This is a genomic window from Phocaeicola sp. RTP21359st1_B8_RTP21360_211022 (assembly GCF_040911965.1).
GTDB lineage: Bacteria > Bacteroidota > Bacteroidia > Bacteroidales > Bacteroidaceae > Phocaeicola > Phocaeicola vulgatus.
In genome coordinates this window covers 1-24243 of record NZ_JBDFXP010000059.1, presented here as the reverse complement: position 1 = coordinate 24243, position 24243 = coordinate 1, and the positions used below count along the sequence as shown (strand labels likewise).

The 24243-nt window shown below is 39.2% G+C and carries 45 protein-coding genes; 44 read left to right on the top strand and 1 reads right to left on the bottom strand.

Going from position 1 to position 24243, the window contains the following annotated elements; translation table 11 throughout:
- Positions 1-24: 24 nt before the first annotated feature.
- From AB5062_RS20515 to AB5062_RS20375, 29 genes are all read left to right on the top strand, one after another.
- A complete protein-coding gene (locus AB5062_RS20515) occupies positions 25-237 on the top strand; it encodes a hypothetical protein (RefSeq protein WP_368326962.1) in 213 nt (70 codons plus the stop codon).
- A complete protein-coding gene (locus AB5062_RS20510; protein WP_005852321.1) occupies positions 237-908 on the top strand; it encodes a lambda exonuclease family protein in 672 nt (223 codons plus the stop codon). The genes AB5062_RS20515 and AB5062_RS20510 overlap by 1 nt, the downstream gene beginning before the upstream one ends.
- On the top strand, positions 905-1366 hold the full coding sequence (locus tag AB5062_RS20505) for a hypothetical protein (RefSeq protein WP_005852319.1): 462 nt from the start codon (positions 905-907) through the stop codon (positions 1364-1366). Before AB5062_RS20510 ends, AB5062_RS20505 begins: the two co-directional genes overlap by 4 nt.
- Before the next feature lie 13 nt (positions 1367-1379).
- Positions 1380-2042 (top strand): hypothetical protein, encoded by a 663-nt coding sequence (locus AB5062_RS20500; RefSeq protein WP_005852317.1) that lies wholly within the window; start codon positions 1380-1382, stop codon positions 2040-2042.
- 15 nt (positions 2043-2057) lie between these two features.
- On the top strand, positions 2058-3134 hold the full coding sequence (locus tag AB5062_RS20495) for a DUF1351 domain-containing protein (RefSeq protein WP_005852315.1): 1077 nt from the start codon (positions 2058-2060) through the stop codon (positions 3132-3134).
- Positions 3131-3574, top strand: coding sequence for a hypothetical protein (locus tag AB5062_RS20490; protein WP_005852313.1), 444 nt, complete (start codon positions 3131-3133; stop codon positions 3572-3574). The genes AB5062_RS20495 and AB5062_RS20490 overlap by 4 nt, the downstream gene beginning before the upstream one ends.
- On the top strand, positions 3575-3991 hold the full coding sequence (locus AB5062_RS20485) for a hypothetical protein (RefSeq protein ID WP_005852310.1): 417 nt from the start codon (positions 3575-3577) through the stop codon (positions 3989-3991).
- A gap of 260 nt (positions 3992-4251) precedes the next feature.
- Positions 4252-5040, top strand: coding sequence for a hypothetical protein (locus tag AB5062_RS20480; RefSeq protein ID WP_005852297.1), 789 nt, complete (start codon positions 4252-4254; stop codon positions 5038-5040).
- Between the two features lie 258 nt (positions 5041-5298).
- A complete protein-coding gene (locus AB5062_RS20475; protein WP_172685077.1) occupies positions 5299-5934 on the top strand; it encodes a DUF4494 domain-containing protein in 636 nt (211 codons plus the stop codon).
- The gene (locus AB5062_RS20470; RefSeq protein ID WP_005852293.1) at positions 5912-6319 is read left to right on the top strand and encodes a VRR-NUC domain-containing protein; all 408 of its coding nucleotides are present in this window, start codon (positions 5912-5914) and stop codon (positions 6317-6319) included. The genes AB5062_RS20475 and AB5062_RS20470 overlap by 23 nt, the downstream gene beginning before the upstream one ends.
- Before the next feature lie 39 nt (positions 6320-6358).
- The gene (locus AB5062_RS20465; RefSeq protein ID WP_005852291.1) at positions 6359-6802 is read left to right on the top strand and encodes a hypothetical protein; all 444 of its coding nucleotides are present in this window, start codon (positions 6359-6361) and stop codon (positions 6800-6802) included.
- A gap of 106 nt (positions 6803-6908) precedes the next feature.
- Positions 6909-7409, top strand: a complete 501-nt coding sequence (locus AB5062_RS20460; RefSeq protein WP_229106119.1) for a DUF6291 domain-containing protein — start codon at positions 6909-6911, stop codon at positions 7407-7409.
- Positions 7406-8188, top strand: a complete 783-nt coding sequence (locus AB5062_RS20455) for a DUF6291 domain-containing protein (protein ID WP_229507452.1) — start codon at positions 7406-7408, stop codon at positions 8186-8188. The genes AB5062_RS20460 and AB5062_RS20455 overlap by 4 nt, the downstream gene beginning before the upstream one ends.
- On the top strand, positions 8151-8840 hold the full coding sequence (locus AB5062_RS20450; protein WP_227238845.1) for an ATP-binding protein: 690 nt from the start codon (positions 8151-8153) through the stop codon (positions 8838-8840). The genes AB5062_RS20455 and AB5062_RS20450 overlap by 38 nt, the downstream gene beginning before the upstream one ends.
- Positions 8841-8948: 108 nt before the next feature.
- Positions 8949-9431, top strand: coding sequence for a hypothetical protein (locus tag AB5062_RS20445; protein WP_368326961.1), 483 nt, complete (start codon positions 8949-8951; stop codon positions 9429-9431).
- Between the two features lie 133 nt (positions 9432-9564).
- Positions 9565-9957, top strand: coding sequence for a hypothetical protein (locus tag AB5062_RS20440; protein ID WP_117892792.1), 393 nt, complete (start codon positions 9565-9567; stop codon positions 9955-9957).
- Positions 9954-11789 (top strand): DNA cytosine methyltransferase, encoded by a 1836-nt coding sequence (locus AB5062_RS20435; RefSeq protein ID WP_229506648.1) that lies wholly within the window; start codon positions 9954-9956, stop codon positions 11787-11789. The genes AB5062_RS20440 and AB5062_RS20435 overlap by 4 nt, the downstream gene beginning before the upstream one ends.
- The gene (locus AB5062_RS20430; RefSeq protein WP_368326960.1) at positions 11789-12283 is read left to right on the top strand and encodes a methyltransferase; all 495 of its coding nucleotides are present in this window, start codon (positions 11789-11791) and stop codon (positions 12281-12283) included. The genes AB5062_RS20435 and AB5062_RS20430 overlap by 1 nt, the downstream gene beginning before the upstream one ends.
- 188 nt (positions 12284-12471) lie before the next feature.
- Positions 12472-12705, top strand: a complete 234-nt coding sequence (locus AB5062_RS20425) for a hypothetical protein (RefSeq protein ID WP_172778341.1) — start codon at positions 12472-12474, stop codon at positions 12703-12705.
- Positions 12698-13144 (top strand): DUF2335 domain-containing protein, encoded by a 447-nt coding sequence (locus AB5062_RS20420; protein WP_172778340.1) that lies wholly within the window; start codon positions 12698-12700, stop codon positions 13142-13144. Before AB5062_RS20425 ends, AB5062_RS20420 begins: the two co-directional genes overlap by 8 nt.
- 116 nt (positions 13145-13260) lie before the next feature.
- Entirely contained in the window at positions 13261-14055 is a 795-nt protein-coding gene (locus AB5062_RS20415) for a phosphoadenosine phosphosulfate reductase family protein (RefSeq protein WP_368326959.1), read from the top strand.
- 231 nt (positions 14056-14286) lie between these two features.
- On the top strand, positions 14287-14532 hold the full coding sequence (locus AB5062_RS20410; RefSeq protein WP_004327448.1) for a hypothetical protein: 246 nt from the start codon (positions 14287-14289) through the stop codon (positions 14530-14532).
- An 8-nt stretch (positions 14533-14540) separates the two neighbouring features.
- Positions 14541-14915, top strand: a complete 375-nt coding sequence (locus AB5062_RS20405; RefSeq protein ID WP_195530301.1) for a DUF551 domain-containing protein — start codon at positions 14541-14543, stop codon at positions 14913-14915.
- Between the two features lie 10 nt (positions 14916-14925).
- Entirely contained in the window at positions 14926-15135 is a 210-nt protein-coding gene (locus AB5062_RS20400; RefSeq protein WP_147327973.1) for a hypothetical protein, read from the top strand.
- Positions 15136-15222: 87 nt separating this feature from the next.
- A complete protein-coding gene (locus AB5062_RS20395) occupies positions 15223-15654 on the top strand; it encodes a hypothetical protein (protein ID WP_117696880.1) in 432 nt (143 codons plus the stop codon).
- Positions 15651-15980, top strand: coding sequence for a hypothetical protein (locus tag AB5062_RS20390; protein WP_368326958.1), 330 nt, complete (start codon positions 15651-15653; stop codon positions 15978-15980). Before AB5062_RS20395 ends, AB5062_RS20390 begins: the two co-directional genes overlap by 4 nt.
- A gap of 2 nt (positions 15981-15982) precedes the next feature.
- Positions 15983-16564, top strand: coding sequence for a hypothetical protein (locus AB5062_RS20385; RefSeq protein WP_368326957.1), 582 nt, complete (start codon positions 15983-15985; stop codon positions 16562-16564).
- Between the two features lie 521 nt (positions 16565-17085).
- A complete protein-coding gene (locus tag AB5062_RS20380) occupies positions 17086-17403 on the top strand; it encodes a type II toxin-antitoxin system RelE/ParE family toxin (RefSeq protein ID WP_368326956.1) in 318 nt (105 codons plus the stop codon).
- A 6-nt stretch (positions 17404-17409) separates the two neighbouring features.
- Entirely contained in the window at positions 17410-17754 is a 345-nt protein-coding gene (locus AB5062_RS20375; RefSeq protein WP_005847630.1) for a HigA family addiction module antitoxin, read from the top strand.
- A 145-nt stretch (positions 17755-17899) separates the two neighbouring features.
- On the opposite strand, the gene AB5062_RS20370 is transcribed toward AB5062_RS20375, so the two are convergent.
- Positions 17900-18685, bottom strand: coding sequence for a M48 family metallopeptidase (locus tag AB5062_RS20370; protein WP_005847628.1), 786 nt, complete (start codon positions 18683-18685; stop codon positions 17900-17902).
- Between the two features lie 263 nt (positions 18686-18948).
- Here AB5062_RS20370 and AB5062_RS20365 point away from each other — a divergent pair, with 263 nt between their 5' ends.
- From AB5062_RS20365 to AB5062_RS20295, 15 genes are all read left to right on the top strand, one after another.
- On the top strand, positions 18949-19332 hold the full coding sequence (locus tag AB5062_RS20365) for a hypothetical protein (RefSeq protein ID WP_057279907.1): 384 nt from the start codon (positions 18949-18951) through the stop codon (positions 19330-19332).
- A 39-nt stretch (positions 19333-19371) separates the two neighbouring features.
- Positions 19372-19581: a hypothetical protein gene (locus AB5062_RS20360; protein ID WP_005847622.1), complete on the top strand. Its 210-nt coding sequence runs from the start codon at positions 19372-19374 to the stop codon at positions 19579-19581.
- A gap of 42 nt (positions 19582-19623) precedes the next feature.
- Entirely contained in the window at positions 19624-19881 is a 258-nt protein-coding gene (locus AB5062_RS20355) for a hypothetical protein (protein ID WP_005846970.1), read from the top strand.
- Positions 19882-19917: 36 nt separating this feature from the next.
- The gene (locus AB5062_RS20350; protein WP_032944626.1) at positions 19918-20118 is read left to right on the top strand and encodes a hypothetical protein; all 201 of its coding nucleotides are present in this window, start codon (positions 19918-19920) and stop codon (positions 20116-20118) included.
- Positions 20119-20120: 2 nt separating this feature from the next.
- Positions 20121-20261 carry a hypothetical protein gene (locus tag AB5062_RS20345; RefSeq protein ID WP_008666897.1) on the top strand — a complete coding sequence of 47 codons (141 nt, stop codon included), beginning with the start codon at positions 20121-20123 and terminating at the stop codon, positions 20259-20261.
- Positions 20258-20476, top strand: coding sequence for a DUF3873 family protein (locus tag AB5062_RS20340; protein WP_117892766.1), 219 nt, complete (start codon positions 20258-20260; stop codon positions 20474-20476). The genes AB5062_RS20345 and AB5062_RS20340 overlap by 4 nt, the downstream gene beginning before the upstream one ends.
- Positions 20470-20769, top strand: a complete 300-nt coding sequence (locus tag AB5062_RS20335; RefSeq protein ID WP_368326955.1) for a hypothetical protein — start codon at positions 20470-20472, stop codon at positions 20767-20769. Before AB5062_RS20340 ends, AB5062_RS20335 begins: the two co-directional genes overlap by 7 nt.
- A gap of 6 nt (positions 20770-20775) precedes the next feature.
- Positions 20776-21540, top strand: coding sequence for a DUF2786 domain-containing protein (locus AB5062_RS20330; RefSeq protein ID WP_202191384.1), 765 nt, complete (start codon positions 20776-20778; stop codon positions 21538-21540).
- A 21-nt stretch (positions 21541-21561) separates the two neighbouring features.
- A complete protein-coding gene (locus AB5062_RS20325) occupies positions 21562-21837 on the top strand; it encodes a demethylase (RefSeq protein ID WP_202191383.1) in 276 nt (91 codons plus the stop codon).
- Positions 21838-21912: 75 nt separating this feature from the next.
- Positions 21913-22158, top strand: coding sequence for a hypothetical protein (locus AB5062_RS20320; protein WP_117916662.1), 246 nt, complete (start codon positions 21913-21915; stop codon positions 22156-22158).
- A gap of 55 nt (positions 22159-22213) precedes the next feature.
- On the top strand, positions 22214-22579 hold the full coding sequence (locus AB5062_RS20315; protein WP_117916660.1) for a type II toxin-antitoxin system RelE/ParE family toxin: 366 nt from the start codon (positions 22214-22216) through the stop codon (positions 22577-22579).
- Positions 22576-22887, top strand: coding sequence for a helix-turn-helix domain-containing protein (locus tag AB5062_RS20310; RefSeq protein WP_005847582.1), 312 nt, complete (start codon positions 22576-22578; stop codon positions 22885-22887). Before AB5062_RS20315 ends, AB5062_RS20310 begins: the two co-directional genes overlap by 4 nt.
- A gap of 214 nt (positions 22888-23101) precedes the next feature.
- Positions 23102-23275: a hypothetical protein gene (locus AB5062_RS20305; protein ID WP_005847577.1), complete on the top strand. Its 174-nt coding sequence runs from the start codon at positions 23102-23104 to the stop codon at positions 23273-23275.
- Positions 23276-23291: 16 nt separating this feature from the next.
- The gene (locus tag AB5062_RS20300) at positions 23292-23576 is read left to right on the top strand and encodes a hypothetical protein (RefSeq protein WP_005847575.1); all 285 of its coding nucleotides are present in this window, start codon (positions 23292-23294) and stop codon (positions 23574-23576) included.
- An 11-nt stretch (positions 23577-23587) separates the two neighbouring features.
- Positions 23588-24172, top strand: coding sequence for a DUF3560 domain-containing protein (locus AB5062_RS20295; RefSeq protein ID WP_368326954.1), 585 nt, complete (start codon positions 23588-23590; stop codon positions 24170-24172).
- Positions 24173-24243 lie beyond the last annotated feature (71 nt).

The following is a 24243-nucleotide window of genomic DNA, read 5'->3' as shown; positions in this document are numbered from 1 at the left end:
TAGTAATTTTGTAACAAGTTATGGATGGAGCTCTTTTCAATTAGAATACAGCGCACTTTTCAATTAGTATCTACAGCCGAATATGAGGAAATTATTGATAAATCAGCAAAAAGCAACAAACTTGCCGAAATCGCTGCAAAAGCCGCAGGAGTCAAGGATCACCCCCGCCCGGAACAACCGACAGATCAAACTCAAGACTACGCGAATAATAAACCTACTCGAAAATCATTGTTATAATGGAAATACAACATTCTATAGAATGGTTCCGTAAGCGGCTCGGTAACTTCACCGGGTCGCAAATCGGACTCCTAATGAAGAAAGGGAGAAGTGATTATTTTTCCGATACTGCCAAAACTTATATTTATCAAGTTGCATCAGAGAGGGATATGAATCCTGAAATTATCAATGATGATGTCGAGTTTGAGAAATATCTGCATCAGGTCTGTGTCAACACCAAGGCGATGCAATGGGGTACTGATCAGGAAGAAAATGCCAGAGAGCTGTATGAACGTCTGACAGGAAGACATATAGTTGAGACAGGATCATGCAAACACCCTGCCATAGAACATTTCGCAAGCAGTCCTGACGGTTATTATTACGATGAAGAAACCGGTGAAAAAGGCTGTCTGGAAATCAAATGCCCTATTCAAAGCACTTTCATGAAGTATAAAAGTGAAATACACAACAATGCGTCGCTGCTTGATGTCAAGTTCGAGTATTTCTACCAGTGCATGGCCCATATGATGTGCACAGGTGCGCAATGGACTGATTTTGTTATTTACAACCCTTTCCAGAGCAATCCTATTCATATAGTAAGGATATTGCCGGATGAAGCGGTGTTTGCCGAAATGGAGAAGCGCATTCGTGTGGCTGATGATATTGTCAAAGAACTGATTGAAGCGGAATGACGGGACAACTATTGATAAAAGAAACCCAGTTGCAACGTATCATACGTAAAACTGGAAGAAAACCATGCGAATGCAAATGCTCGTTATGCAGGATGCAATGTCACACACCATGTCTGGGTACTCCTCAGGATATAGAGAGGCTCATAGATGCCGGATATGCCGACAGGCTGGCTCCCACTTTGTGGGGAGCCGGGATAATCATGGGCGTGATTGATATTCCCATCCCCATGATTCAAGCTGTTGCGGGTGACGAATACTGCATATTTTACCATAACGGACTATGTGAACTTCATGACAAGGGATTGAAGCCTACCGAAGGACGTTTGTCACATCATTCCACACGCCTTGATAATTTCAAGGCCTCTAAAAGTATATCTTGGAATGTCGCTAAAGAATGGCTTTCCGAAGAAAATGCAGAAGTTATTGAACGTGTAGCTGATAAATTTAGTAGAAACTAAAAACAATAGAGCGATGAATACAAGCTATAAAGAAAACACCCCTGACAACTTTTGGCAAATCAGATGGCTTGACAGGTATATGGAAGGTCACAACGGGTTCATTGCAGGCGGGTGTTTTAAAAACATCCTTTCCGGTGAACGTGTAAAAGATATAGATATATTCTTTGAAAGCAACGATGACTTCCAAGATGCAGTAGATTTATTCAATAGCGACGGCTATGTGAAAGATGGCTGGAAATTTAAATATCGTAATGAAAAGGTATGTGCCTTTCAGAAAGACGGTGAAAAAATATGGATTGAATTTATCGAATCTGAATTTGGTACGCCGGAGGAAATACTTAGGAGCTTTGATTTTACCGTTGCGAAAATGGCTTATTTCAAGCAACCTAAATACGACAATAGCGATGATGATATTCCTTTTTCATCAGAAAAAATAGTTGGCTATGAATACCGGCTACTCCATCATGAAAACTTTTTCGAGCATCTTCACATGAAAAGGCTGGTTATTGATGAAAATATTCCTTTCCCAATTAGCACATGGGAGCGTACATATCGGTATAAAGGATATGGTTACAACATGTGCCGGGAAACCAAGAAAAAACTTTTAGAAGCTATTCAGAAAACGAATTTAGATTCTGCCGATTTGTCTATGTACAATAATGGTGGATGGGACTAATAAAAATATGGAACAATGAATACACAGATAGCAATCCAGGAAAGCGATCTTGAACTGATCGTCAGTGAAAAGACGTTAGGTAGTCTTACTACCAACGCAAAGCAAATCAGAGATATGGTAAAAGCCGCTTTGCCAATGTATGATATCTCCAATTATAACGATGAGAATATCGATCAGGCAAAGAAAGACAAGGCAGCTTTAAACAAGGCGGCGAAAGCCCTCAATGCCAAACGTCTTGAAATTGAGAAAGAATTCATGAAACCTTTCAGGGAGTTCAAGGACGTTGTAACCGAAACCGTGAAACTTATCGGCGAGTGCTCTGCCAAGATTGACACGGTAGTCAAGCAAAACGAACAGCAATACAAGGATAGAAAGAAAGCCACTATCAAGACTTACTTTGATGGATTGAATGTTAACCTTGTAGACTTCAATAAGGTTTTCAAGTCTGAGTGGCTCAACAAATCCGCAAGCATGAAGTCTGTATGCAACGAAATTGATTCCATATTCTCCAAAGTCGAGAACGAACTTTCCACGCTGAAGGGGTTTGGTGAGGATTTCGATGTCCTTCGTACTTATTATATGGATACGCTCAATATCGCATCCACCATCCAGTATGCCAACCGTCTGAAGGAGCAGCGTGAGCGTGCCAAAGCAGCAGAAGAAGCGCGCATCAAGGCAGAGCAGGAAAAAAAGGCTGCTGAAGAAGCGCAGATGAAAGAGGAAGCGGAACGAGCCAAACAGAATTCAGTCAATCCATTTGCAAGAGCCAGTCAGCTGGTCACCAATGAACCACCTTCCTTTGTCGAGCAAACCAAAGCTCAGGAACCGGAGCTTCTGACGAGAGCTTTTACTGTTACCACAACTCGTGAAAATATAATCGCTCTTGGTGACTTCATGAATGATAATAATATTGATTTCGACAAGATTGAACTTGCAGATACCCTATGCAATACAGATTTGAATTCCATTGTCAGAATGCTTGAATATAGTGCAAATCTGATAGACAAAACCTCTACCAAACCTTGCGAAGCAGATAAGGCAAGGCAATTCAGAAACATGATAAAGAAAATTCAAAAGAAAATAGAACAATGAAAATTACAATCAGCAAAACAACCGAGTTTGAAGCGGTCTACCTGAAAGTGGATGCAGGTGTACGCTATTGGGAAGACGCAGAAGTAAACGGAGTTAGTGATTCTGAAAATCCGCCAACTATTCCTTGTGCTGAATTTATCCATGCCGATAATGAATACCGCTGGCGACCTATTATCGACATCGACAATGGAGTTATCACTAATTGGGAAAAAGGTTTTACCGCACAAGTTCACTATAAGGTATGCGATGATGGCATTTATACAGTTACTGATAAAGATGGCAACATCATTGTTGAGCATGAGGGTTACGTTCCATCCATCATGTGCCCGGAAGATGAAGGATATGGCGACTACATCATTATGAATATTGACGAAAATGGATTTATTCAAGGATGGGAAAAAGAATTGATTAGTAGAATTATAAAAAAGTATGAGGATTAAATGAAAGCATTATTTAAAATGGACTTCGATTGCGGAAGAATGGGCAATCTTGAAGGAGTATTTATTGCAGACACAGAAGATGTCGAATACTTAGTGAATAACAAAATCAGTGTTTACTTCGGTGAAGTACTTGGCAAACACTCTGAAATATCCGGGTGTGTGGCTGAAAGTGAAATCAAACAAATAACCACCGATGAAAATGTAATCAAGATAGTTGAAGAATATGGGCTCAACAGTGGGTATAATCCATTTGAATACACTCTTTGTACATCAGAAACGGAAGATATACCAGACAACGGAGTTGATTGGGATGATTGTACTGTACAAGAATACATAGACTTTATGAGGAAAGGTATAATACCCCAATATTACGAGAAAGATTATAAAGAATGGCTAAGTAGCCAAAAGGAGGATTAAATCATGCAAGACTATATTTCAGATTGGTTCATCCCGATGGACTTTGGGTATGACATTCCGGACGAAGAGCCGGATGGTGAGGACAACTTTAATTTTGACTGAGAGTGGTATGAAAGAGTATATTTATTTAATCCTGTTTCTGATAATAGGAATTGTTGTCGGGAATAGGGTATTCAATCACTTACACGCATGGCTGGGCGTAACAATAATATCAGCCACAATAATTTTCTTTATTTACAAACTGATTAAAACATTGAAAGATGAAAAGACTGATTAAGTTAACGATGGTATGTATGACCTTAGTAATGTTTGTCTCCTGTGAGAGAGTAGCCCCTAATTATGCAGGTGTCCTTATGGAGAATTACGGCAAGCAGGGAAAGGAGGATTTCAAGATTGTTTCCGGCAAAGTGTCCACATGGGAATTGGGCACAGAACTTTTTCAGGTTCCGCTATTCGATCAGCGTGGAGAATTCGCTGAAGCTGTCACACTGAAAGCTGCCGACAACACGGAGTTCAAGGCGTGTCCTACATACAGCTATAAAGTTATCAAGAACCGTGCCATTGATGTTGTCTTTGACAACAAGCATATTGGCCGTGGAAGTGACTTTATGTCTTCGTTGGAAGATAACATCTTGGAACCACGTATATATGATTTGATAAAGGAAGAAAGTCGAAAGCATAAGACCGATAGCCTGATGGCTGACGGAGGGTCGTTGGTATTTGAGAAACGGTTGGAACAGATAGTTGACATGGAGTTTGAAAAAAGAGGTCTGCAACTGCTCACATTCTCCGCACAACTGGAGTTCTCCGAAAAGGTCCGTGAGAAGATTGACAGCCGGAATGAAGTGAACACCAATATATCCGTACTGGACCAACAGATTGAGGAACAGAAGAAACGCAACGAGCTGGAACAGTTGAAAACCGAACAGGCTCTTATCCAGTCAAAAGGTCTTACCAAAGAAATTCTTTACAAACAGTTCATTGACAAATGGGATGGGAAGTCGCCGATTTACGGTTCTATCCCTGATTTGATCAGAATACAGAAATAACTTTGTTACCTTGCCTTCCCGGTCTGTGAAGATAGGGAGGCAAACGGGAGGTTGGCGGAAATGGCAGACGCTAATCAAGATGTAAGGTGCAAAATTCTAGGATAACCGTTAATATCCAAGCCGGCAACCTACGAGACATCTTAGGGGAGCTGACTTGAAATCAGTGAACTGCAAAAACACCACTCATGCAGGTTCGAATTCTGCACCTCCCACTATAAATGAATAAACGTTGAATATCAAACTTTAAAAGAATTAATTATGATGCATACTTGGTTTGAATGCAAAATCCGTTACGAAAAGGTAATGGAAAACGGCATGAACAAGAAAGTAACTGAACCCTATCTGGTTGACGCGTTGAGCTTTACTGAAGCAGAAGCCCGTATCATTGAAGAAATCACTCCGTATATCAACGGTGAGTTCACTGTTTCGGACATCAAACGCGCCAACTACAGCGAACTGTTCCCCTCTGAAGAAGATGCAGCCGACCGCTGGTTTAAGTGCAAGCTGTTCTTCATCACGCTGGACGAAAAAAGCGGAGCGGAGAAAAAGACCTCCACTACCGTATTGGTACAGGCTTCCGATCTTCGCGATGCTGTAAAGAAACTGGACGAAGGAATGAAAGGTACAATGGCAGACTATCAGATCGCATCCGTAGCCGAAACCGCCATCATGGATGTATATCCGTATGAAGCTAAGGAAGTTCCGATATCCAACACTCAGATATCGGAAGGTGCTGATTCTCCTGTAGTACGCAATTTTATCCAGTCCCTACCGGATGGTTGCAGGACAACCATAACAGTAGCAGGAAAGCAGGTTGTTGTCGACAAGACCGGCAAGGACACGGTAGTAACCCCACATAAGGAAAAAGACGATGACATACGAGGAGATGATTAAAAAAGCGCAGTCGTACAAAATGCGCGGGAAGCCGAAGAATGACGAGCACCGCATACAGTCCGCTTGTGTCCGCTGGTTCCGTTTAAAATATCCGAAACTTAAAAACGTGCTTTTTGCTGTTCCCAATGGTGGCAGACGTGATGCCATCACCGGAGCGAGACTGAAGGAGGAAGGTGCGACCAGCGGAGTGTCAGATTTGATACTGCTGAAGAGCAACCGCTTCTATGGAGGACTTTGCATTGAGATGAAAAAGCCGGGAGGCCGCCAGTCTCCTGCACAAAAGGAATGGCAGAAGGATGCGGAAGCCAACGGAGCGAAATACGTCGTCTGTAAATCATTGGATGAGTTTATGAAAGTGACAATTGATTATTTGAATGACGTATGACAAACAGAAAAACTATAAACCATAAATTGAATTGCAAGTATGGAGATAAACTGTAAATATTGTCCTAAAAACGATGGGACCGGCAACTGCCTCATTAACGGATGCCCCCTGCCTCCTGTCATAAAGGAGATAGAAGAAATGCAGTCCTTTTTGGAGATAACCGCAAGTGACAATCCAAAGGAGCTTATAGACCGCCTCACTGATATAAACGTCTATCTCGCACGCTCTGGCAAGCTGCTTGCTGACGCCAAGGCATATCAGGATCAGGTGACAGCGAATGTATATGCCAGCCACATGGAATTCATCTCACGTGTTCCCGCGACTGTCGCCATGAAATTTGTCGCCGCGCAAAGTGTGACCGCCAATCAGATTGTGACATGGCTGGACCGTATAAACCGTACCCTCGTCCATGCCGGAGACAATATCAGGACCCAGATATCCTTTGCCAAACAGGATATGGCACTGCAAAGGAAAGGCTACTGATAAATAACGTTTAAATTATTGATATTCAGAAATATATTTATTGTAATCCCATAACAAAAAGTTAACTTTACAATATATATAACAAACTGATTATCAAACAATAGACATGATGAAAAAGGATACAAAAAGGAAATCATTTGTCTTCTATATAGAATGGCAGGAAGTGCTGATGGAATATCCTGAGGAGGTCAGACTTGAAGTGTACGATGCAATTATCAAGTACGCCGCATCGGGGACACTGTCGGAGCAGAAACCGTTGGCTAAAATGGCATTCTCTTTTATAAAGAAACAGATAGATGAGAATTTGCTACATGAACCTCCAAGCGGAGAAAACCACTGGAACTGGAAAGGTGGAATTACTGATGATAACCACAGATGCAGGAATTCAAGCGGCCATAGAAATTGGCGAAATTCAGTCTTGGAAAGAGACAACTTTACATGTTGCCGTTGTAAAAAACGTAACATGGAGTTAAATGCACACCATATCAAACCATTTTCTTTATATCCCGAATTGAGATTCGATATAGATAATGGCATTACATTGTGTCGAGAATGTCATGTAAGACTACATAAAGAACAAATGAAATGGGAAAAGAAAGTTTTTTGATATATAAATCGTTTTACAAGCCTATATCGAAGTTATCGGACAAGCAACTTGGAAGATTATTCCGAGCTATATTCAAGTATCAACTTGGCGAGATTATTACGGTAGAGGAGGACATTGAAATAGCATTTGAGTTCTTCAAGAATCAATTTGAAATAGATGAAAACAAATACCATGGCATTGTCGAGAGAAACCGTAGTAATGGAAGCAAAGGGGGTGCTCCGAAGAGAGCGAAGAATGATAATTCGGATGATATTGGAACAACCCAAATAAACCCAAATAACCCAGTGGGTTTTTCAGAACCCAAAAAAGCCGATAATGATAATGATAATGTAAATGATAATAATAACTCTCTCTCTAGCGCGCATACGCGTGAAAACCTGGGCGATATTTCATCAGAAACATTCGATATGGATTTAGACAAATGCTTCGCGGACCTAAAGTCTGAGGAAGGATGGCTGAGGGATGCTTGGGAACGGGCATACAGGAACGGATTCAGGAACTTCACTTTGGATGAATGCAAAGACAAATACGTTGACCTGTACTATTGGAAGCTAAAGGGGGAAGGCGTTACACACAAGTCTGTTTCAGATGCAAAACGCCATTTCTCAAACTGGTTGATAACGGAACTTAAAAAACAGAAAGATGACAGAGCAAGAACAAAAACTTTCAGCAGAGCTACAACAGATCCGACAGGAAAAGTCATTTGCGGCGAAACTGAAACAGGAACAGATATACAATCTGGTGGAGCGTCACAAAAAGACTATTCTGCAAGATTTTGAATATGACCTGACGAATCCAGCCGAATATTACGCCCATCGTGATCTTGTCAGGCAGCTGGGCAATGATTATACTGGACGTGAATTCAGGGAGTTCGAGGTTGACGAGAACAACTCGAAGGTATTGTCTTTCCTGCTGTATTACTTCAACGGATGCAGACTGGCCGAGAAAGTGTTTCCCGATGAGGATTACAAGATTCACAAGAACCTGCTGATTGTCGGGGCACCCGGCACTGGAAAAACAATGATCATGCAGATTTTCGCCGATTATCTGCGTCTGACACGGAATCCCAGCCAGTTTGAAAACCTCTCCGTCACCCAGATGATGAACTACTACAAGATGAACGGACACATAGACCTGTATTCCTACAACGAGGGGCAGTCAAAAGGATTCAATCCCGCCCCGTTCAATATCTGTCTGAACGACATAGGTTTGGAAACCGAGAATCAGAAGAGCTACGGTACCAGTCTTGACAGCGTGATAGACGAGTTTCTCTATGCGCGTTATGAGATTTACCAGCAGTTCGGGAAGAAATACCATATCACCAGCAATCTGAACATCGGTGATTTCAGGAAACGGTTTGAAGGACGTCTGATTGACAGATTCAAGAGTTTTAATGTCATTCCCCTGCTCGGAAACAGCCGCAGGAGATGACAGTTATATTAAGTTAAGCAGATGCGTTTTTAAGATTATATTATTTGAGAAACAAATAAATAAAAGTTATCTTTACATACATAAAAGAATTAATAAAAACCAAGAGCAATGAACATTACGAAAGTTTTGGCGGAAGAAGTTGCCAATAAAATGGTAGAGCCGTTAGAAAAGAAAATCAACCTGTTGCATGATGAACAGGTCAGGATTACGGAAGAGGTGATCCGAAAATCCATTCCACAGGAAATCACCGACTGTTTTCAAAAGTTTCGGTCTTATTTCTCTGTTGCATATAGCATCACACTGTTTAACGGTTCCTATGAAAAACGTGTTGCCGGACTGAAAGGATTTCCCAGCGCAAACGCTTACTATCCTCACATTGAGGCGGACAGGGAAGTTATTGAAAAGATAGACAAACTGGAAATCGAGATCAGTGCGGTAAAGGATGAGAAGACCAAGGTATATGAATCAGTCGTTGCGTCACTTCTGACATTACGGACATTCAAAAGAATCAAAGAGAATTTCCCTGAGGCATACAGACATATTGCCTGCTATGAAGATAAGGGAAAAACATCCGTATCCCTCTGCCGATAGACAATATCATGGACACTTTGAAAAAATACACCGTATGACATCTTGGGGAAGTTCACATTTTACAACTTCTCCCCTATTCTGCGGATAATCTGACTTTATTTTTTTATTTGAAAATCAAATAAAATTTACTATTATGCAAGAAACAACTCAATTGAATACACTGACCAACATCGTATTTGTCCTCACGGACGTTTTAGAAACCAACCTTCTAGAAATGCAGCAGCAATACAAGAAGGAAGGCTTTGAACTCAGACACGATTCAAAAAGAAACTTCAACACAGCCATAGCCGCGATAAAGAGATTGAAAAGTGATGTGAATCATTGCAGCGAATCCACTCAGGAAAACTTCGGCAATGATTCTGACATGGTGAACGCCATGTTGCTCACACTGATTGACAGATGCGGTGATGATGACAACCTCGCTTATAAGATGTACGAATACATTAAATCTTTCCCGTCCAAACTGAATCTAGACTTGGATTTGGATAATGCGTTCAGCCACCTGTTTAAAAAGGAGAAGTTATGAAATCGCAGAAAAATATCTTAAAATCCATTGAAGGTCTGTCCGATATAGAACTATTTGTTATTGATCTCTTTTGTGGCGCCGGCGGTTTGTCCGAAGGTGTGGAAGAAGCACGATTGGATGGAAATAGATGTGGAAAGGTTGTTTGCTGTGTGAACCATGACAAGAATGCCATCCTTTCACATGATGCCAATATCCCTGATGCACTTCACTTTATTGAGGATATCCGTACACTGGAACTTTCCCCGATAAGCACTATTGTAGAACGTATCCGTCAGCTATACCCTGATGCCATGATAATGCTTCATGCTTCTTTGGAGTGTACCAACTTCTCGAAAGCCAAAGGCGGTCAGCCGAGAGATGCCGACAGCCGAACGTTGGCAGAACATCTCTTCCGTTATATTGATGTTATAGACCCTGACTACATTCAGATTGAAAATGTAGAAGAGTTTATGTCATGGGGAGATATGGATGAGAATGGGAAACCTATCAGCATGGACAAAGGCCGGCTTTATCAGAAGTGGGTGCGCAATGTCAAGAAGTACGGTTACAACTTTGAGCACCGCATCTTAAATGCTGCCGACTTCGGTGCCTACACCACAAGAAAACGCTTCTTCGGCATCTTTGCTAAAAAGAACTTGCCGATAGTATTCCCAGAACCGACCCACTGTAAAGGTGGTAGGCAAGATATGTTCTCGCGGCTGGAGAAGTGGAAGCCGGTAAAAGATGTGCTTGATTTCTCTGATGAAGGAACTACCATCTTCAGGGAAAAGCCTCTTGCAGAGAAAACGCTTGAACGTATCTATGCTGGACTTATCAAGTTTGTAGCCGGAGGAAAGGATGCCTTCCTCGTAAAGTATAATTCTATGAGCCGTACAGGGAAATATAACGCTCCTGGGATTGACGAACCATGTCCGGTGGTAGCCACGCAAGGCAGACTTGGAGTAGCGCAAGTTTGTTTCCTCTCTAAGCAGTTTAGCGGACACCCCGACAGCAAGAACGTATCAGTGGAAGAACCGGCTGGAGCAATCACTTGTAAAGACCACCACGTTTTTGTATCGGCTTACTATGGGAACGGGCATAATCATTCGGTGGAACTTCCTGCACCTACGGTCACAACGAAGGACAGGATGGCTTTAATTGAAAGCCGATTTATGTGTTCTTATAACTTTAAGGATACAGGAAAGGATATTAATCAGCCTTGTCCTACACTTCTGACTAAAGACAGACTTTCCCTTGTATCTCCATTTTTTATGAATCAATATTCTGGAGGTGGTCAGGTGTCTGATATAAACTCGCCATGCCCCGCTGTTACCACAACACCGAAACAAAACTTGGTAACATGCCAGCCGTGGATAATGAATACTGCATTCTCAAATGTAGGTAGCAGTATAGAGGAACCCTCCCAGACCATTACCGCAAACAGGAAATGGCACTATCTGATGAATCCACAGTTCAACAGTGCTGGCGGCTCTGTTGATAGCCCCTGCTTCACATTAATAGCCCGCATGGATAAGATGCCGCCCTATCTGGTAGCAACAGAAAGCGGTCAGGTAGCGATTGAAATCTACGACAATGATAGTCCTATGACCGTGAAGATAAAGGAGTTCATGGCACTGTATGGCATAGTGGATATTAAAATGCGGATGCTTCGCATTCCGGAACTCAAAAAGATTATGGGATTCCCTGAAGATTATGTTTTAATAGGCACACAAGCTGACCAAAAGAAATTTATCGGGAATGCGGTGGAGGTTACACAAGCGAGAAAAAATACTGAAGCACTTTGCAAAGTATTGAGAAAGTTGAGATTGAAGAAATCAAAAGAAATAGCTTAATGGAAAATGGAAAACTTATATTAGATGCCTGTTGTGGCAGTAGAATGTTTTGGTTTGACAAATATAATCCTCTTGCCTTATTTGTTGACAAACGTTCGGAAACACTTACGGCCAAGGACAGGGGTAAGACAAGAATCATAGAAATAAAGCCGGATGTAATAGCCGATTTCACCAACCTTCCATTTGAAGACAATTCTTTCTACATGGTGGTGTTCGACCCACCGCACCTGAAAACACTTGGTGCAACCTCATGGATGGCTAAAAAGTACGGAAAACTGCCGAAAGACTGGCAGTCACTCATACACGATGGATTTACTGAGTGTATGCGCGTCTTGAAGCCTTACGGCACTCTTGTATTCAAATGGAATGAAAGTGAGATTAAATCCTCGGAAGTTTTGTCTGCCATCCCGTTTAAACCTCTATTTGGGCATACCACTGGAAGACAGAGCAAGACAATATGGATGTGTTTTATGAAACTGCCAATTAATTCATAACGATATAGAAAGGAGGTAAACCGAGCCTCTGAAAATCGGTAGTTGTTCTTTGACGTATTGGATTTACCGATTAATTTTTTAGTTAAAATGTGACTTTATGGTTAATAATGTGCATAATCTTGGAAACAAAACATTTAATTTACTGTTTTATTTTTATATTTGCATTATAATTTAAATATGGAGGTAATATGTGCATATTAAAAGAAGTGGGACGTTTTATTAAAAATGGAGCTTCTACATTTCGTGATGCCTCTCAAGGGCATTATAAGCAGAACTCCGAAGCTATTTCTGAAATTAGGAAAGAAATTCTAGAAAAAGACAGAAATAGGAATGATGATAAGAGAAATCTTATGGAAGACAGAAAAAATATTGAAGGGGATGTACGCAGATCTTTCAATGAAATTGCATTAAAAAATGGGTAAACAAGAACTAAAACAGCGAGAAACACAAGTTGCAACAGGCGATGGAGTTGGAAAACAATTAGAGCAGACTTTTACTGTTGATGACAATTGCCTACCTTCACCTCAAGAATTAGCTGCATATAAGAGTATTGATCCTAGAATTGTCGATTATCTTATTAATGCCTCTGTAAAAGAGCAAGCGCACCGACATAAAATGGATAGCAATAAATTGAATCTGATTAGAAAAGCTGATAGAAGAGATGGAAGAATGAATTGGTGGGGAATGTTTTTCGCATTTCTAGCTATAGTTGTAATGATAGTTCTTGCTGGTTATGCTCTTTATTTAGACAAACCTTGGTTTGCTGGGATTATGGGTGCTAGTACACTTGTATCCGTAGCATCTATTTTTATTAAAAGTAATGATAATAAAAGCAAACCATATGGTAATACCAAGAAATAATTAAAATTATTAAGACTAAAGTTAGGCGGTAAATTCAATTCTACCGCCTTTTTTGTGCCTGGGCGGATAGTTCAGGCATTTTTTATTTTAATCATAACGATATAGAAAGGAATAAAATGATAATAGCATGGTTTAGTTGCGGTGTTACATCCGCAGTTGCTTGTAAGATAGCATTGAGCTTGTATAACGATGTACAACTCTATTATATCGAAACTGGTTCCGGGCATCCAGATAATGCCCGATTTATCTCAGATTGCGAGAGATGGTACGGGCGGCCAATTCATACCATTCGCAGCGATAAGTATCTTAACGTAGAGGATGTGTTGGCTAAGAAAAGATTTATTAATGGTCCTACTGGTGCAGCTTGCACATTCGAATTAAAGAAACAAGTCCGTTACAAGCTGGAAAAAGAGTTGGGAAATTGGGACGGTCAAGTCTGGGGATTCGACTTTGACCCGAAAGAAATAAACCGTGCTGTCCGCTTTAAACAGCAATATCCTGATACAAAGCCGTTGTTCCCACTTATCGAGCGACAGATAACCAAAAAGGATGCAATGGGAATGCTTTGGAAGGCCGGCATTGAAATCCCAGCCATGTACAAGATGGGCTATAATAACAATAATTGTATCAGTTGCGTGAAAGGTGGCATGGGCTATTGGAATAAGATACGGAAGGACTTTCCGGAAGTATTTGCTCGAATGGCTGAGATTGAGCGTGATGTTGGAGCTACCTGCTTGAAAGATAAAGACGGGTGCATCTTCTTGGATGAACTACCAACGTGGCGGGGAGACCCAGTAGAAGAGATTATACCGGATTGCTCTCTTATATGCCAAATAGAATTTCAAGAATTACTTGATCGGCAGGTAGAACGAGTATTGAAAGGAGAAATTAGTATTAATGATGTAGTCTGAAAAGCTCAAAACGATATAGAAATGAATGATGGAGTTTATTTTGACCAAAATGGTAACGAGGTAATCGTAATCAATGGATTTGAATACTCACGAGAAGAATTTGATTCCCTTGTGGATATGTGTGGAGATTGCAATATGTAATAACAAAAGAAAGAAATGAGTAAAACAACAATTTATTATCTATTCCTAATAGCAATGTATATGCTGCTAGGATAGATGGAAAGGAGAAATATGGATAAAGATAAATTCAACAAAGCAATAGAAATCAACAATAAAATAGAGGAATACAAAGATCATAAGATGGCACTTGAAAATTCTAACATAAAATATGGTGGTGGATTGATATTTACATACAACAGAATGCACAATGATGTACCATTAAAGGAAGAAATTTTTGGTAAGAATTTCCTTCAGTGCTATATGTATGCTTTGGATAGTAAGATAAAAGAATTACAAAAAGAGTTTGACGAATTATGAAAAAAGATATGAAACAGACAGTAGAAGAAGCGGCAAGAGAGCACCAAACGCATTTTGAAATATGTGATGCCGAAGGTACAATAAATGGATTTATTAATGGAGTGCATAAACAGATTTATGAATCTTTTATTTCTGGTGCCGAATGGCAGTCAAAGCAATCACCGTGGATAAGCGTTAAGGAACGGTTGCCGGAAAATAACACAGTGGTTCTAACAAGAGGGGCTTATGGCTTCCTTATTTGCCAGCTTTCAACTTTGGGCGAATGGGAGACGGGAGCAAACGTGAATGAAGAAAGATTAGGTATAACCCATTGGATGTCCATCCCTTCTTTTGACGAGATACTCGAAGCCAACAGAGATGTACTTGAACGGATTAAAGATTAAGGAGATTAATATGGCAATAAAGGTTACTAAAGAAGCTAATAAGAAAAAACCGATTTACTTCCAGCGTTGTGACATATGTGGCTGTGAATTTGAATTTGAGAAATCGGATATACACAGTGAGTTTTTTGACCAGAGAGAAGGATATAATATAATATTTATTCCATGCCCTTCTTGTAGTAGTATTACTGGAGTTAAAGAAAAGATAATACGTTATGAGTAAAGTAATTGCTGGATATTATAACTCTGATGAACGTTTTATTAATCGTGGTAAAGTAACTGATATTAAGATAGATAAGGAGGAATAACTATGGGATTTACAACACCGTGTTTCATACGCAAGAGTACCTATAAACTTAGAAAGAAATTAGATGAGTTAGGATATAGATTGTTTGGGGCGGAACTTAACGAAGATTTATGTATTTTCACCTCGCCCGAATGTGGACTATATAATATTGAGTTTTTTAACAACATTCCACATCCTGACGAAACCGATAGTGTTGATTGCGGAACGAATGAGGAACTTTTTCTGGCTATAGCTGCATTAAAGGATAATACAGACAACAATCAATTATTCACTAATGGTAAGGGCGATTGGGGTATATACCGGGATGGCTCTGATGGAGGTTTATCTGGAATGGATTTCTATGGGATGCCTAATGATTTTAACTTACCATATTATCACAAGGCTACCGTAGACGAACTGATTGAACACTTTAAAGGAAAGGAGAACCAACCATGACCGAAGAACTTGTAACGTTGGAAACAGCGGAGCTGCTGAAAGAGAAAGGATTCAATGAAAGAAAATATATTATGGATGTTTCTACTTTACCCTATTGTTATAGATATTTATCTGTTCCTCCGCAATCCATTGCCCAGAAGTGGCTACGTGAAACCAAGAACCTGCATATCGAAATATCCTATATGTATGAAAACTATTGGACGTATGATATACTGACAATTCCGAAACATGACTTGATAGGATTGTCTGACAGACCTATTATCCGTTATAATACCTACGAGGAAGCACTTGAAGCAGGATTACAGGAAGCATTAAAACTTATATGATTATGGAAAATATTAATTTGAACGAACTACGGGATCGTGCTTATAAGACAGCATGTGAGCATGGTTTTCACAATAAAGAACTGAGTAACGAACACTGCCTTTGCCTTGTCATTTCCGAGCTTATGGAAGCTGTGGAAGCAGATAGAAAGGGAAGATTAGGAAAGAAATGTAAATCACGTTTTGAAATGGACTATAATCGCTATCCTGCATTAGTGGAAGAAGAAAAGCGATTTAAGTGTTCCTTTGAAAAGAATCTAAAAGATACACTTCCGGATGAACTGACAGATGCTGTTATTCGCTTGCTTGACCTTGCAGGACTTCGAGGGATAAGCCTTGAACTTGCCAACGGAAATATTGATGACTGTATTGAAGATATGGCAGAAGCCTGTAAAGACGAAACTTTTACCGAATCAATCTATTCCATCTCTACACTTCCTGTTAGATATGACGGAATATTTGATTTTTCTATTACTGTGAATGATATGATACTGTTAATTTTTGGGCTTGCCAAACATCTTGACATAGATTTGCTCTGGCATATCGAGCAGAAGATGAGATACAATGAACTAAGACCTTATGTTTAATGGAAAAAGATATTGATTATGAAAACAATTTTATTTACAATTATATTCATAATAGCTATTTTATGAGTTGGAGATCTCACAATTACATTTAAACCGTTTTCCATCTCGCTCCCTAGCTGGCATAAGGCTTTAGGCATTATCCTGTTTATGTTGGCAATGGCGGTATATAACATTGGAGAATACGCTAAAGGGTATAAGCATGGTTTCGATGATGGGATAAAGAATGTGTTGAAATACTTAAAAAGAAATGCACTTAATGGGAAATATAGCTCTATGAAAGCTCCCAATCAGACTTTATACCAAATTTGCGTGGCTTTCCAGCATTCTTGGCTTATTGAAAATCGTATTTGAAGCCCCCTAAATCTTTACTTTAGCGGTAGTTCACAATTTTGTGATAAGAAAAATAGAATAGTTAGTGGTGATTCTTTGGAGTTGTCGCTAATTTTTTTAAAGAAAATTATTCGCAAAAATGCGAATGAATAAAATTAAAATGCTATCTTTGCATTAAAGAAACAAATGAGATGGTAGTAACGTTTGATAAAGAGTATCTGAAAGAATTGTATGAGTTTGGAAAGGCGAATGATAAAAAGCATCGTTTTCAACCTGATATCGTACGTAGATATAAACGTTGTATAGATATAATAATCAGTGTCCCTGATGTAACTTCACTTTGTAAATACAATGGGCTGAGTTTTGAAAAATTATTAGGGGACAAAAAGGACTTTTGCTCTGTTAGAGTAAACAATCAATATCGTATTGAATTTACAACCACAGAGGTGCAAGGTGAAGTAGTGACTACCATCTGTAATATAATTGAATTGTCTAACCATTATAAATAGAAAGTTATGATTAAAATAGATGGCGTAGACCCTAAAATGATAGCTAATAACTTAATTCCTTTTGAACCGACACACCCGGGAGAAGTATTAAAAGATGAAATTGAATTTAGGGGTATTTCTCAAAAGAAACTTGCTAAAGAGATGGGTGTGTCTTATACTGTATTAAATGAAATTCTGAATGCAAAGCGTTCACTAAATACAAAATATGCTATGCTCCTAGAAGCCGCGTTAGATTTAGATGCGGAACCTTTGCTCAAAATGCAAACATCTTATAATTTGCAAATGGCAAAAAAAGACAACAGGTTTATGGAGAGAATTAATAAGGTGCGTAAGATTGCAGCGTTATTATGATTGATGTTAGAGAATTAAGGATTGGTAATTATGTACACCTTTTTAAGAGTTTTATTATAATTTAGGCGTGATTCCATTTGGTTTCACGCCTTTTTGTACCATTCTCTAAAGTTTTTTCAAATACTTTACAGTAACTTTCTAAAGTTTACTTATATTTCTTCATCTCCGGCAAATGTTTCCTTATGTCACTAATACGTGTTGCGTCACTCGGATGCGTACTCATGATCTCTGGCACTGAACCCGATCCGCCCGCCGACATCTTCTGCCAGAATGTGACGGCCACATTCGGATTATAACCAGCCATCGTCATAAGAATAAGCCCCATATAGTCAGCCTCGGTTTCATGTTTGCGTGAGAATGGAAGCATCACACCGTATTGTGCCCCAAGACCATAGACTATATTCCCGGCTTTCTGTATGGCGGCGGATTTTCCACTGAGAGCCTCCCCCAAAATTTTCGCTCCGTATTGTGCAACCAGCTGCTGACTCATACGCTCATTGCTATGCTTGGCCACAGCGTGCGCCACTTCATGTCCGATAACTACAGCCAGTTCGTCATCAGAGGAAACCAGATTCATCAGTCCCTCATACACAACGATTTTGCCTCCCGGCATACAGAAAGCGTTCACCTGATTATCCTTAACCAGATTGAATTCCCATGAGAAGTTCCTCACCTCACCGGACATTCCATTATTTTCCAAGTATTGTTCCGTGGCAGCGGCTATTTTCTTTCCGACACGTGTCACCATCGCTTTCTTCGTCGCGTTACTTGATATCGGTGCCGACTTGATATATTCCGAATACTGGGTCAGACTTGATGAAAGCACTTCGGAGTCGGATACAAGCAGCATCTGTTTCCTGCCTGTCAAAGGAACACTTCCACAACCGTATAACAGAAGCACGGTTGCAAATAAAGTCACAATTTTTTTCATGCACCTATAATTTTAAAAGTATGAACAAAGTTAACGATTATTTTCTAATTGTGATAAGTCGATATATGAAAAAGCATTGCACATATCATTGGACGGTATTCATACAAAGCGCGACTGAAATGAACATGTCAATATCCAACTTTAAGTTAAATCAAGTTTAACTCACTGTTAATCAGATGATTATATTTGTACACATCGCTAATAATCAGTATCTTAGCTATATAAAAGAAACCAATATTACTAACAATTAAAACATAGAAGATATGAAAGCAACAGATATTAAAATGTACATCAGTACATTGTCTATTATCAAAAAAGGTCAAGAAATTGAATGTGGTGACTTTTTAGGTGGTAGAAAGGTAAATGCCAGTCAAGAAGATGCCTTGAATAGCATGAAAAATGCTGTATATATGTATTTGTTTGCATCTATCATGAAGAAGGATAAAGGTTACAAAACAATGGCATTCACAATAACCGCTTGCAATTCTGCTATTTATGATAACAGCATGAAGACAGAGGTTGTATGTAAGGTTGGTTATAAAGAAATGATACAGCTTATCAAAGATGGGTATAGAAGTCCACTATTTGATACTCGCAAGCTGAAATCATTGGTAGATATGAGACTTAAAGAGCTAAAGATAGCATAATAACCAGCAGGGCGAAAGCCCTGCGCAACAAAAAAGAATATGACCAAGAAAGAATTAATTGCAGCACTTGCAAATGTAAATGATGACGCGGTGGTATTGTTTGGCACGAAAGAAATTCAGTTTTTCGGTGCATTTGCTACACAGGTATATATTAACTGGGATAGTAATGAGGTTCTTATAGCCAATAAGCACACAGATGCCACAACACCAGTTTACTGCGAGTTATTACATGAGGATAAAACGCATTAACATAAATCGGCAGGGCGAAAGCCCTGCGCAATATAGAAGAATATGAAAGAAAATATATTTTTAAAAGCAGTTATAGAAAAACCGTTATTGAATAATGAACCAGAAGTTTTACACCTTTTCGTTCAAATTATCAATGAAATAACTTCTTGTATGTCAGAAGACGAGTTAAGAGGCTGTATGAGCTCTTTAATAGTAAGACACCCTTATTTTAAACTGTTTTTCGATTATGGTTTCGGACATAATCATATGTGGGTGAAAGCATCAGGTTCTTTAGAAAGATTGATATTGGTTGAGTTCTAATCCGGTAGCCTTATGGCTACCACAATATACACGATTATGAAAGCAGATTTAGTTTTAGTTATCAGCCCTGAAGCCCCACTGATGAAGCAACTGGGCAAGGTATTGGGTAAGATGGTAACCCCTTATGACTTCTCTACTATAGAGAGGGGTGAAAAGTACATCACCATACAGCATGATGAAACAGGGCTTGTAGTGGCTTATACGAGTGAAGAAAGATTGAACGTAAAAATGAATTAAGAATGAAGAATGTATTAGAATCTTTGAAAGAAAGTGTCAAGAGTGGCAAAATCACAATCAGAGAGGCAGCTATAAAGCTGCATAAAGCAGGGTGGACGAGTTTTGTAGACGTGGATAAAACGAAACAATTACTTGAATTATGAACTCAATAAATGTAAACGGTTGCAGCGTATGCCAGCCCGGCAAAGAGAATTACACTACCTACAACACCAGGTTGAGAGGTAAAAGAGTGAGAATGTACCAGTACGATTACCGTACTGAAAGTGGTGAACTCTTTGCTTGTTGTGCGCCTACCTTAGAGGCGTGTAGAGAAAGACGGGACAAATGGTTGGACGCTAAAAATAAATCAGTATGTTGACAATAGAAATACCAAAATCAAATAGAAGAAAATCCGAGGAAGACGCACTTGCATCTTTCATCCTCTCGGAAATCAAAGAGAAAGGTGAATGTGTTTACTTTCATTATGGCGTAGGATGGGGAAATAACTGGCCTCATTGTTGGGCAAAAAATACTGGAAGTGACGCTAAAGACATACACCAAATTTCGGAGTTGGCGCACGATAATGTCATAAGAGCATTTATAGACAAAGGCTATTCTGTCGAGTATAGAAGTGAAATAGCTGCCGGAAGATATGTGATTATTAGAGGGTGAACTACAATGGAAACGAAAAGAGACAAAATTTTAGAGAAGCTTCGTAAGCTGATGAACCTAAAAGAATCAGCTAAAGCGTTAGGCAATGAAGGCGAAGCACATGCGGCAGCAGCAGGTATCGCCCGTCTGCTGATGGAATACAACCTGTCAGAAGAAGATATACCAGAGCAGGAGAAACTGGAGAACCCGGTAATAGCAGAAGAAATACCTTACAAGGTTGAAATGAGCAACGGTGTTTGGTATGATTTTCTTGTATCAACGGTATGCGAATATAATATGTGCCGAAGCCTTATTGTAAGCAGGCCCAAGAATTACCGTATGGTAAGGGATAAATTTCAGATCATTGGTCGCAAGAAGAATGTAGAAGTAGTGTTGTATCTGATTTCATTCTTGGCGCATCAATTTGTTATTATCGGGAAAAGGAAATATCCAAACTACAAGTATGAATGTATTCGTAAATATGGAATTACGCCTAAAACGCTTGCTATGTATATGAAATCCTTTCTGTATGGCTGCGTCATTGGTTTGGGCGATAAATTTGCTTCCATGAAGCAAGGTTTGGAAGAAACAAGTAATGTAACTGCATTGGTAGTCGCTTCAAAAGCAGAAATAGATGAATTTCTCAAAAATGAGAAGATTGGCAATGCACGAGAATCACAAGCCAAAATTGATAGGCTATGTGCTAAGGAAGGAATAAATGTCGGTCGAAATATTGAAATTCAAAAAGGGATTCATGCCGAAAGTGTAAGTGAAGACAGGAGATTAATGTAATGGGAACCAAAGTAACTAAAGATGGCAAAAGTTTACGAAAACAAGAAAGGATTCAAGATCATACAAGCCACTCGTGGCGAAATGATATGCGCGCTCAGTGAATATGGATGTGTCGGAATTTGCGACAGCTGTGGTTCCAGTAATTGCCAAGATGGATTCTACATCGCAGTCCTTAATTGCTGGTATTGTTCTGATTGCTTCCATAAGTGGTATGCCAGAGCTAAATGCTATGCTTCCGATGAATATGTTGAAAACAAGAATTTTGAATTGTATAAGGCTGTTTTAGGGATCTATTAGTTGTTTATGATGGTAATTTAATTTATAACATTTTGATATCAAATATATTATACATTCACATCTAAATATCAGGATATGAGAACGAAAACAGAAAAAGCAATCAATTTATTCGAGTCCGGGTGCCTGAAAGAAGCGTTATCCATCTTCCGCACCTTCCGCATCGGATTCACCAAAGAAGAACGCAGAACACTGCAAATTGCAAGTGAAAGTCTTGCCGGAAATGAGAACTTCTACCAACAGATAGGAATCGACACAGATTCCATGATAAGCAAATCGGTTGAAATAATCACAGAAAAGTATTTGAGCAATCAAAAAGTTTAGTGTAAAATAGGGCGTAAAGCTTGTTACATTATAACTAATTAGTTATATTTGCATTATGGAATCAATAGAAACTAAAACCACTGATATAAGAACCATATACAAGACAGAGGAATTTGAAGAGTTCTACAATGATCTAAATGCAAGGGTAAAGGATAAGTTCGAGTATACATTTGAACTTGTACAAACGGTGTATGCCTTGCCTGTAAAGTATATAAAGCATTTGGATGGAACAGACTTATATGAAATGCGTGTGTCAGTCGGCTCTAATGAGTACAGAACTGTGTTATTTGCAATTGACAACAGCAATGTCATTTTAGCAACAAAAATAATCCTGCTTAACGGATTTTTAAAGAAATCTACAAAGGATTACAATAAGCAAATAGCCAAAGCAATACGAATTTTAAAAGATTTAGCATTATGATACAGTTAGATGAAAAGAAGTTGGCAAGACTCAGAACAACCAACCAGCAACTTAATGAGAAATATGGGGAACATGGTACAGATACTCGTGAGAAGTTCAATGAGAAGTCGATGGCATGGTATTATGGTGATATACTTCGTGAACGCCGCAAGGAGCTAAAATTGACCCAGAAGCAGTTGGCGCAGAAAATTGGTAAGGAGCAAAGTTATATCGCCCGTGTGGAAAAAGGGGAAGTAGATATCCAGTTATCAAGTTTTTTCCGCATTGCGCGTGCGTTGGGTATCGAGTTTACGCCTACATTTGTTTGAAGTTAATTTTATATTCATAGAACATTTGCTTGCATTAAGGCAGAATGGAGAAGTCCGTTCTGCCTTTTTCGTTTCTGCAAGTAAAAGTTAAATCTTTGTCTTTCAGTATTTTATGATGAAAATAAAAGATATAAACCATTGTAAATCAATTATTTATTTGTATCTTTACAATATCAAAATAACACCTATTAATAACAAGTAAAAGTAAAGAGCAATGAAAACAGAAGAACTTATCAGATACTACAAAGCAAACATTGAAGCTATTGAAAAAGGATTGAACAACGACTCTCTTTCAGCAGATAAAAAATTCAGATTGGGATATACACAACAAGCGTTGGACGGATATAAGTCTGCTTTACAAGAACTTCTTGGAAATAATAACGACTAATAATAGAAGAGAGCAAATGAGCAAAGTAACAGAACTAACAAAAGAGTTTCAAAGAGTGATGTATTCCACTACATATTCATTTGAGATTGATACCGAAGATTATGTTTTCGGATTCAAAAACACAATAAAGAAGCGTACAAAAAGTTTAGCCAAGGCAAGCAAGCTAAAAGTGAAGTTAACCAATGATTGTGGTCGGTTCTTGTCAGAAACGGTGAGAGTTGTTGCTGTACGCTTCTACAAGAATGGAGAGCTTACCAAAAAATTGAAAGCAGAAGAGATATCTGCAAAGTATAACGGATAAATCATAGAGCTATGAATACTTATCATAAATTCTGTCCAAATGTATTTTTGGCAAAGTGCGATGAAAAGCACGAAAAAGGAGAAGTTATTGAGGTTACAACCAAGTATGGCAAAGAGAATGAAAGCATAGTTTTTAATCTGATTTTCGAGAAAGATGGTTTCTATTATTACTCTATCGTTCGGGCTGACGGATTTAATGTACAGGAATGGGCGAAGCAAAGAGCGAAACGCAGGCATGATTGGGCATCATTGGCTGCACAAAAAAGTAATGAGTATTTCAATCGCTCGAACAAAGATAGAGATTTCCTTTCCTTAGGCGAACCAATCAAAGTCGGACATCATAGTGAAAAGCGGCACAGGAAGATGATAGAAGATTCCTGGAACAATATGGGCAAAAGTGCTGAGCTCAGCGACAAGGCTGCCGAACATGAAAGAGTAGCCAAGTATTGGGAAAAACGTGCTGAAACGATCAATCTTTCAATGCCTGAAAGTATCGATTTCTACGAACATAAGCTGGAACAAGCTAAAGAATTCCATGAAGGTGTGAAGTCCGGCAAATACCCACGAGAACACGCCTACACTCTTACTTATGTGTAGATACTAATTGAAAAGTGCGCCAATATTCCAGTTGAAAATTGCGCCACCATAGGATAAGTATAATGACCTTT

Excerpts from the sequence above, each read along its gene's own strand:
- AB5062_RS20300 (WP_005847575.1), top strand. The coding sequence starts at position 23,292 with ATGAGCAAAGTAACAGAACTAACAAAAGAGTTTCAAAGAGTGATGTAT.
- AB5062_RS20470 (WP_005852293.1), top strand. The coding sequence starts at position 5,912 with ATGACATACGAGGAGATGATTAAAAAAGCGCAGTCGTACAAAATGCGC.
- AB5062_RS20400 (WP_147327973.1), top strand. The coding sequence starts at position 14,926 with ATGGCAATAAAGGTTACTAAAGAAGCTAATAAGAAAAAACCGATTTAC.
- AB5062_RS20370 (WP_005847628.1), bottom strand. The coding sequence starts at position 18,685 with ATGAAAAAAATTGTGACTTTATTTGCAACCGTGCTTCTGTTATACGGT.
- AB5062_RS20335 (WP_368326955.1), top strand. The coding sequence starts at position 20,470 with ATGTTGACAATAGAAATACCAAAATCAAATAGAAGAAAATCCGAGGAA.
- AB5062_RS20360 (WP_005847622.1), top strand. The coding sequence starts at position 19,372 with ATGACCAAGAAAGAATTAATTGCAGCACTTGCAAATGTAAATGATGAC.
- AB5062_RS20415 (WP_368326959.1), top strand. The coding sequence starts at position 13,261 with ATGATAATAGCATGGTTTAGTTGCGGTGTTACATCCGCAGTTGCTTGT.
- AB5062_RS20365 (WP_057279907.1), top strand. The coding sequence starts at position 18,949 with ATGAAAGCAACAGATATTAAAATGTACATCAGTACATTGTCTATTATC.
- AB5062_RS20395 (WP_117696880.1), top strand. The coding sequence starts at position 15,223 with ATGGGATTTACAACACCGTGTTTCATACGCAAGAGTACCTATAAACTT.
- AB5062_RS20375 (WP_005847630.1), top strand. The coding sequence starts at position 17,410 with ATGATTAAAATAGATGGCGTAGACCCTAAAATGATAGCTAATAACTTA.
- AB5062_RS20385 (WP_368326957.1), top strand. The coding sequence starts at position 15,983 with ATGGAAAATATTAATTTGAACGAACTACGGGATCGTGCTTATAAGACA.
- AB5062_RS20380 (WP_368326956.1), top strand. The coding sequence starts at position 17,086 with ATGGTAGTAACGTTTGATAAAGAGTATCTGAAAGAATTGTATGAGTTT.
- AB5062_RS20340 (WP_117892766.1), top strand. The coding sequence starts at position 20,258 with ATGAACTCAATAAATGTAAACGGTTGCAGCGTATGCCAGCCCGGCAAA.
- AB5062_RS20330 (WP_202191384.1), top strand. The coding sequence starts at position 20,776 with ATGGAAACGAAAAGAGACAAAATTTTAGAGAAGCTTCGTAAGCTGATG.
- AB5062_RS20485 (WP_005852310.1), top strand. The coding sequence starts at position 3,575 with ATGAAAGCATTATTTAAAATGGACTTCGATTGCGGAAGAATGGGCAAT.
- AB5062_RS20405 (WP_195530301.1), top strand. The coding sequence starts at position 14,541 with ATGAAACAGACAGTAGAAGAAGCGGCAAGAGAGCACCAAACGCATTTT.
- AB5062_RS20425 (WP_172778341.1), top strand. The coding sequence starts at position 12,472 with ATGTGCATATTAAAAGAAGTGGGACGTTTTATTAAAAATGGAGCTTCT.
- AB5062_RS20355 (WP_005846970.1), top strand. The coding sequence starts at position 19,624 with ATGAAAGAAAATATATTTTTAAAAGCAGTTATAGAAAAACCGTTATTG.
- AB5062_RS20475 (WP_172685077.1), top strand. The coding sequence starts at position 5,299 with ATGATGCATACTTGGTTTGAATGCAAAATCCGTTACGAAAAGGTAATG.
- AB5062_RS20430 (WP_368326960.1), top strand. The coding sequence starts at position 11,789 with ATGGAAAATGGAAAACTTATATTAGATGCCTGTTGTGGCAGTAGAATG.
- AB5062_RS20460 (WP_229106119.1), top strand. The coding sequence starts at position 6,909 with ATGATGAAAAAGGATACAAAAAGGAAATCATTTGTCTTCTATATAGAA.
- AB5062_RS20310 (WP_005847582.1), top strand. The coding sequence starts at position 22,576 with ATGATACAGTTAGATGAAAAGAAGTTGGCAAGACTCAGAACAACCAAC.
- AB5062_RS20440 (WP_117892792.1), top strand. The coding sequence starts at position 9,565 with ATGCAAGAAACAACTCAATTGAATACACTGACCAACATCGTATTTGTC.
- AB5062_RS20505 (WP_005852319.1), top strand. The coding sequence starts at position 905 with ATGACGGGACAACTATTGATAAAAGAAACCCAGTTGCAACGTATCATA.
- AB5062_RS20500 (WP_005852317.1), top strand. The coding sequence starts at position 1,380 with ATGAATACAAGCTATAAAGAAAACACCCCTGACAACTTTTGGCAAATC.
- AB5062_RS20345 (WP_008666897.1), top strand. The coding sequence starts at position 20,121 with ATGAAGAATGTATTAGAATCTTTGAAAGAAAGTGTCAAGAGTGGCAAA.
- AB5062_RS20490 (WP_005852313.1), top strand. The coding sequence starts at position 3,131 with ATGAAAATTACAATCAGCAAAACAACCGAGTTTGAAGCGGTCTACCTG.
- AB5062_RS20495 (WP_005852315.1), top strand. The coding sequence starts at position 2,058 with ATGAATACACAGATAGCAATCCAGGAAAGCGATCTTGAACTGATCGTC.
- AB5062_RS20315 (WP_117916660.1), top strand. The coding sequence starts at position 22,214 with ATGGAATCAATAGAAACTAAAACCACTGATATAAGAACCATATACAAG.
- AB5062_RS20390 (WP_368326958.1), top strand. The coding sequence starts at position 15,651 with ATGACCGAAGAACTTGTAACGTTGGAAACAGCGGAGCTGCTGAAAGAG.
- AB5062_RS20305 (WP_005847577.1), top strand. The coding sequence starts at position 23,102 with ATGAAAACAGAAGAACTTATCAGATACTACAAAGCAAACATTGAAGCT.
- AB5062_RS20295 (WP_368326954.1), top strand. The coding sequence starts at position 23,588 with ATGAATACTTATCATAAATTCTGTCCAAATGTATTTTTGGCAAAGTGC.
- AB5062_RS20325 (WP_202191383.1), top strand. The coding sequence starts at position 21,562 with ATGGCAAAAGTTTACGAAAACAAGAAAGGATTCAAGATCATACAAGCC.
- AB5062_RS20465 (WP_005852291.1), top strand. The coding sequence starts at position 6,359 with ATGGAGATAAACTGTAAATATTGTCCTAAAAACGATGGGACCGGCAAC.
- AB5062_RS20480 (WP_005852297.1), top strand. The coding sequence starts at position 4,252 with ATGAAAAGACTGATTAAGTTAACGATGGTATGTATGACCTTAGTAATG.
- AB5062_RS20435 (WP_229506648.1), top strand. The coding sequence starts at position 9,954 with ATGAAATCGCAGAAAAATATCTTAAAATCCATTGAAGGTCTGTCCGAT.
- AB5062_RS20445 (WP_368326961.1), top strand. The coding sequence starts at position 8,949 with ATGAACATTACGAAAGTTTTGGCGGAAGAAGTTGCCAATAAAATGGTA.
- AB5062_RS20320 (WP_117916662.1), top strand. The coding sequence starts at position 21,913 with ATGAGAACGAAAACAGAAAAAGCAATCAATTTATTCGAGTCCGGGTGC.
- AB5062_RS20515 (WP_368326962.1), top strand. The coding sequence starts at position 25 with ATGGAGCTCTTTTCAATTAGAATACAGCGCACTTTTCAATTAGTATCT.
- AB5062_RS20420 (WP_172778340.1), top strand. The coding sequence starts at position 12,698 with ATGGGTAAACAAGAACTAAAACAGCGAGAAACACAAGTTGCAACAGGC.
- AB5062_RS20410 (WP_004327448.1), top strand. The coding sequence starts at position 14,287 with ATGGATAAAGATAAATTCAACAAAGCAATAGAAATCAACAATAAAATA.
- AB5062_RS20510 (WP_005852321.1), top strand. The coding sequence starts at position 237 with ATGGAAATACAACATTCTATAGAATGGTTCCGTAAGCGGCTCGGTAAC.
- AB5062_RS20350 (WP_032944626.1), top strand. The coding sequence starts at position 19,918 with ATGAAAGCAGATTTAGTTTTAGTTATCAGCCCTGAAGCCCCACTGATG.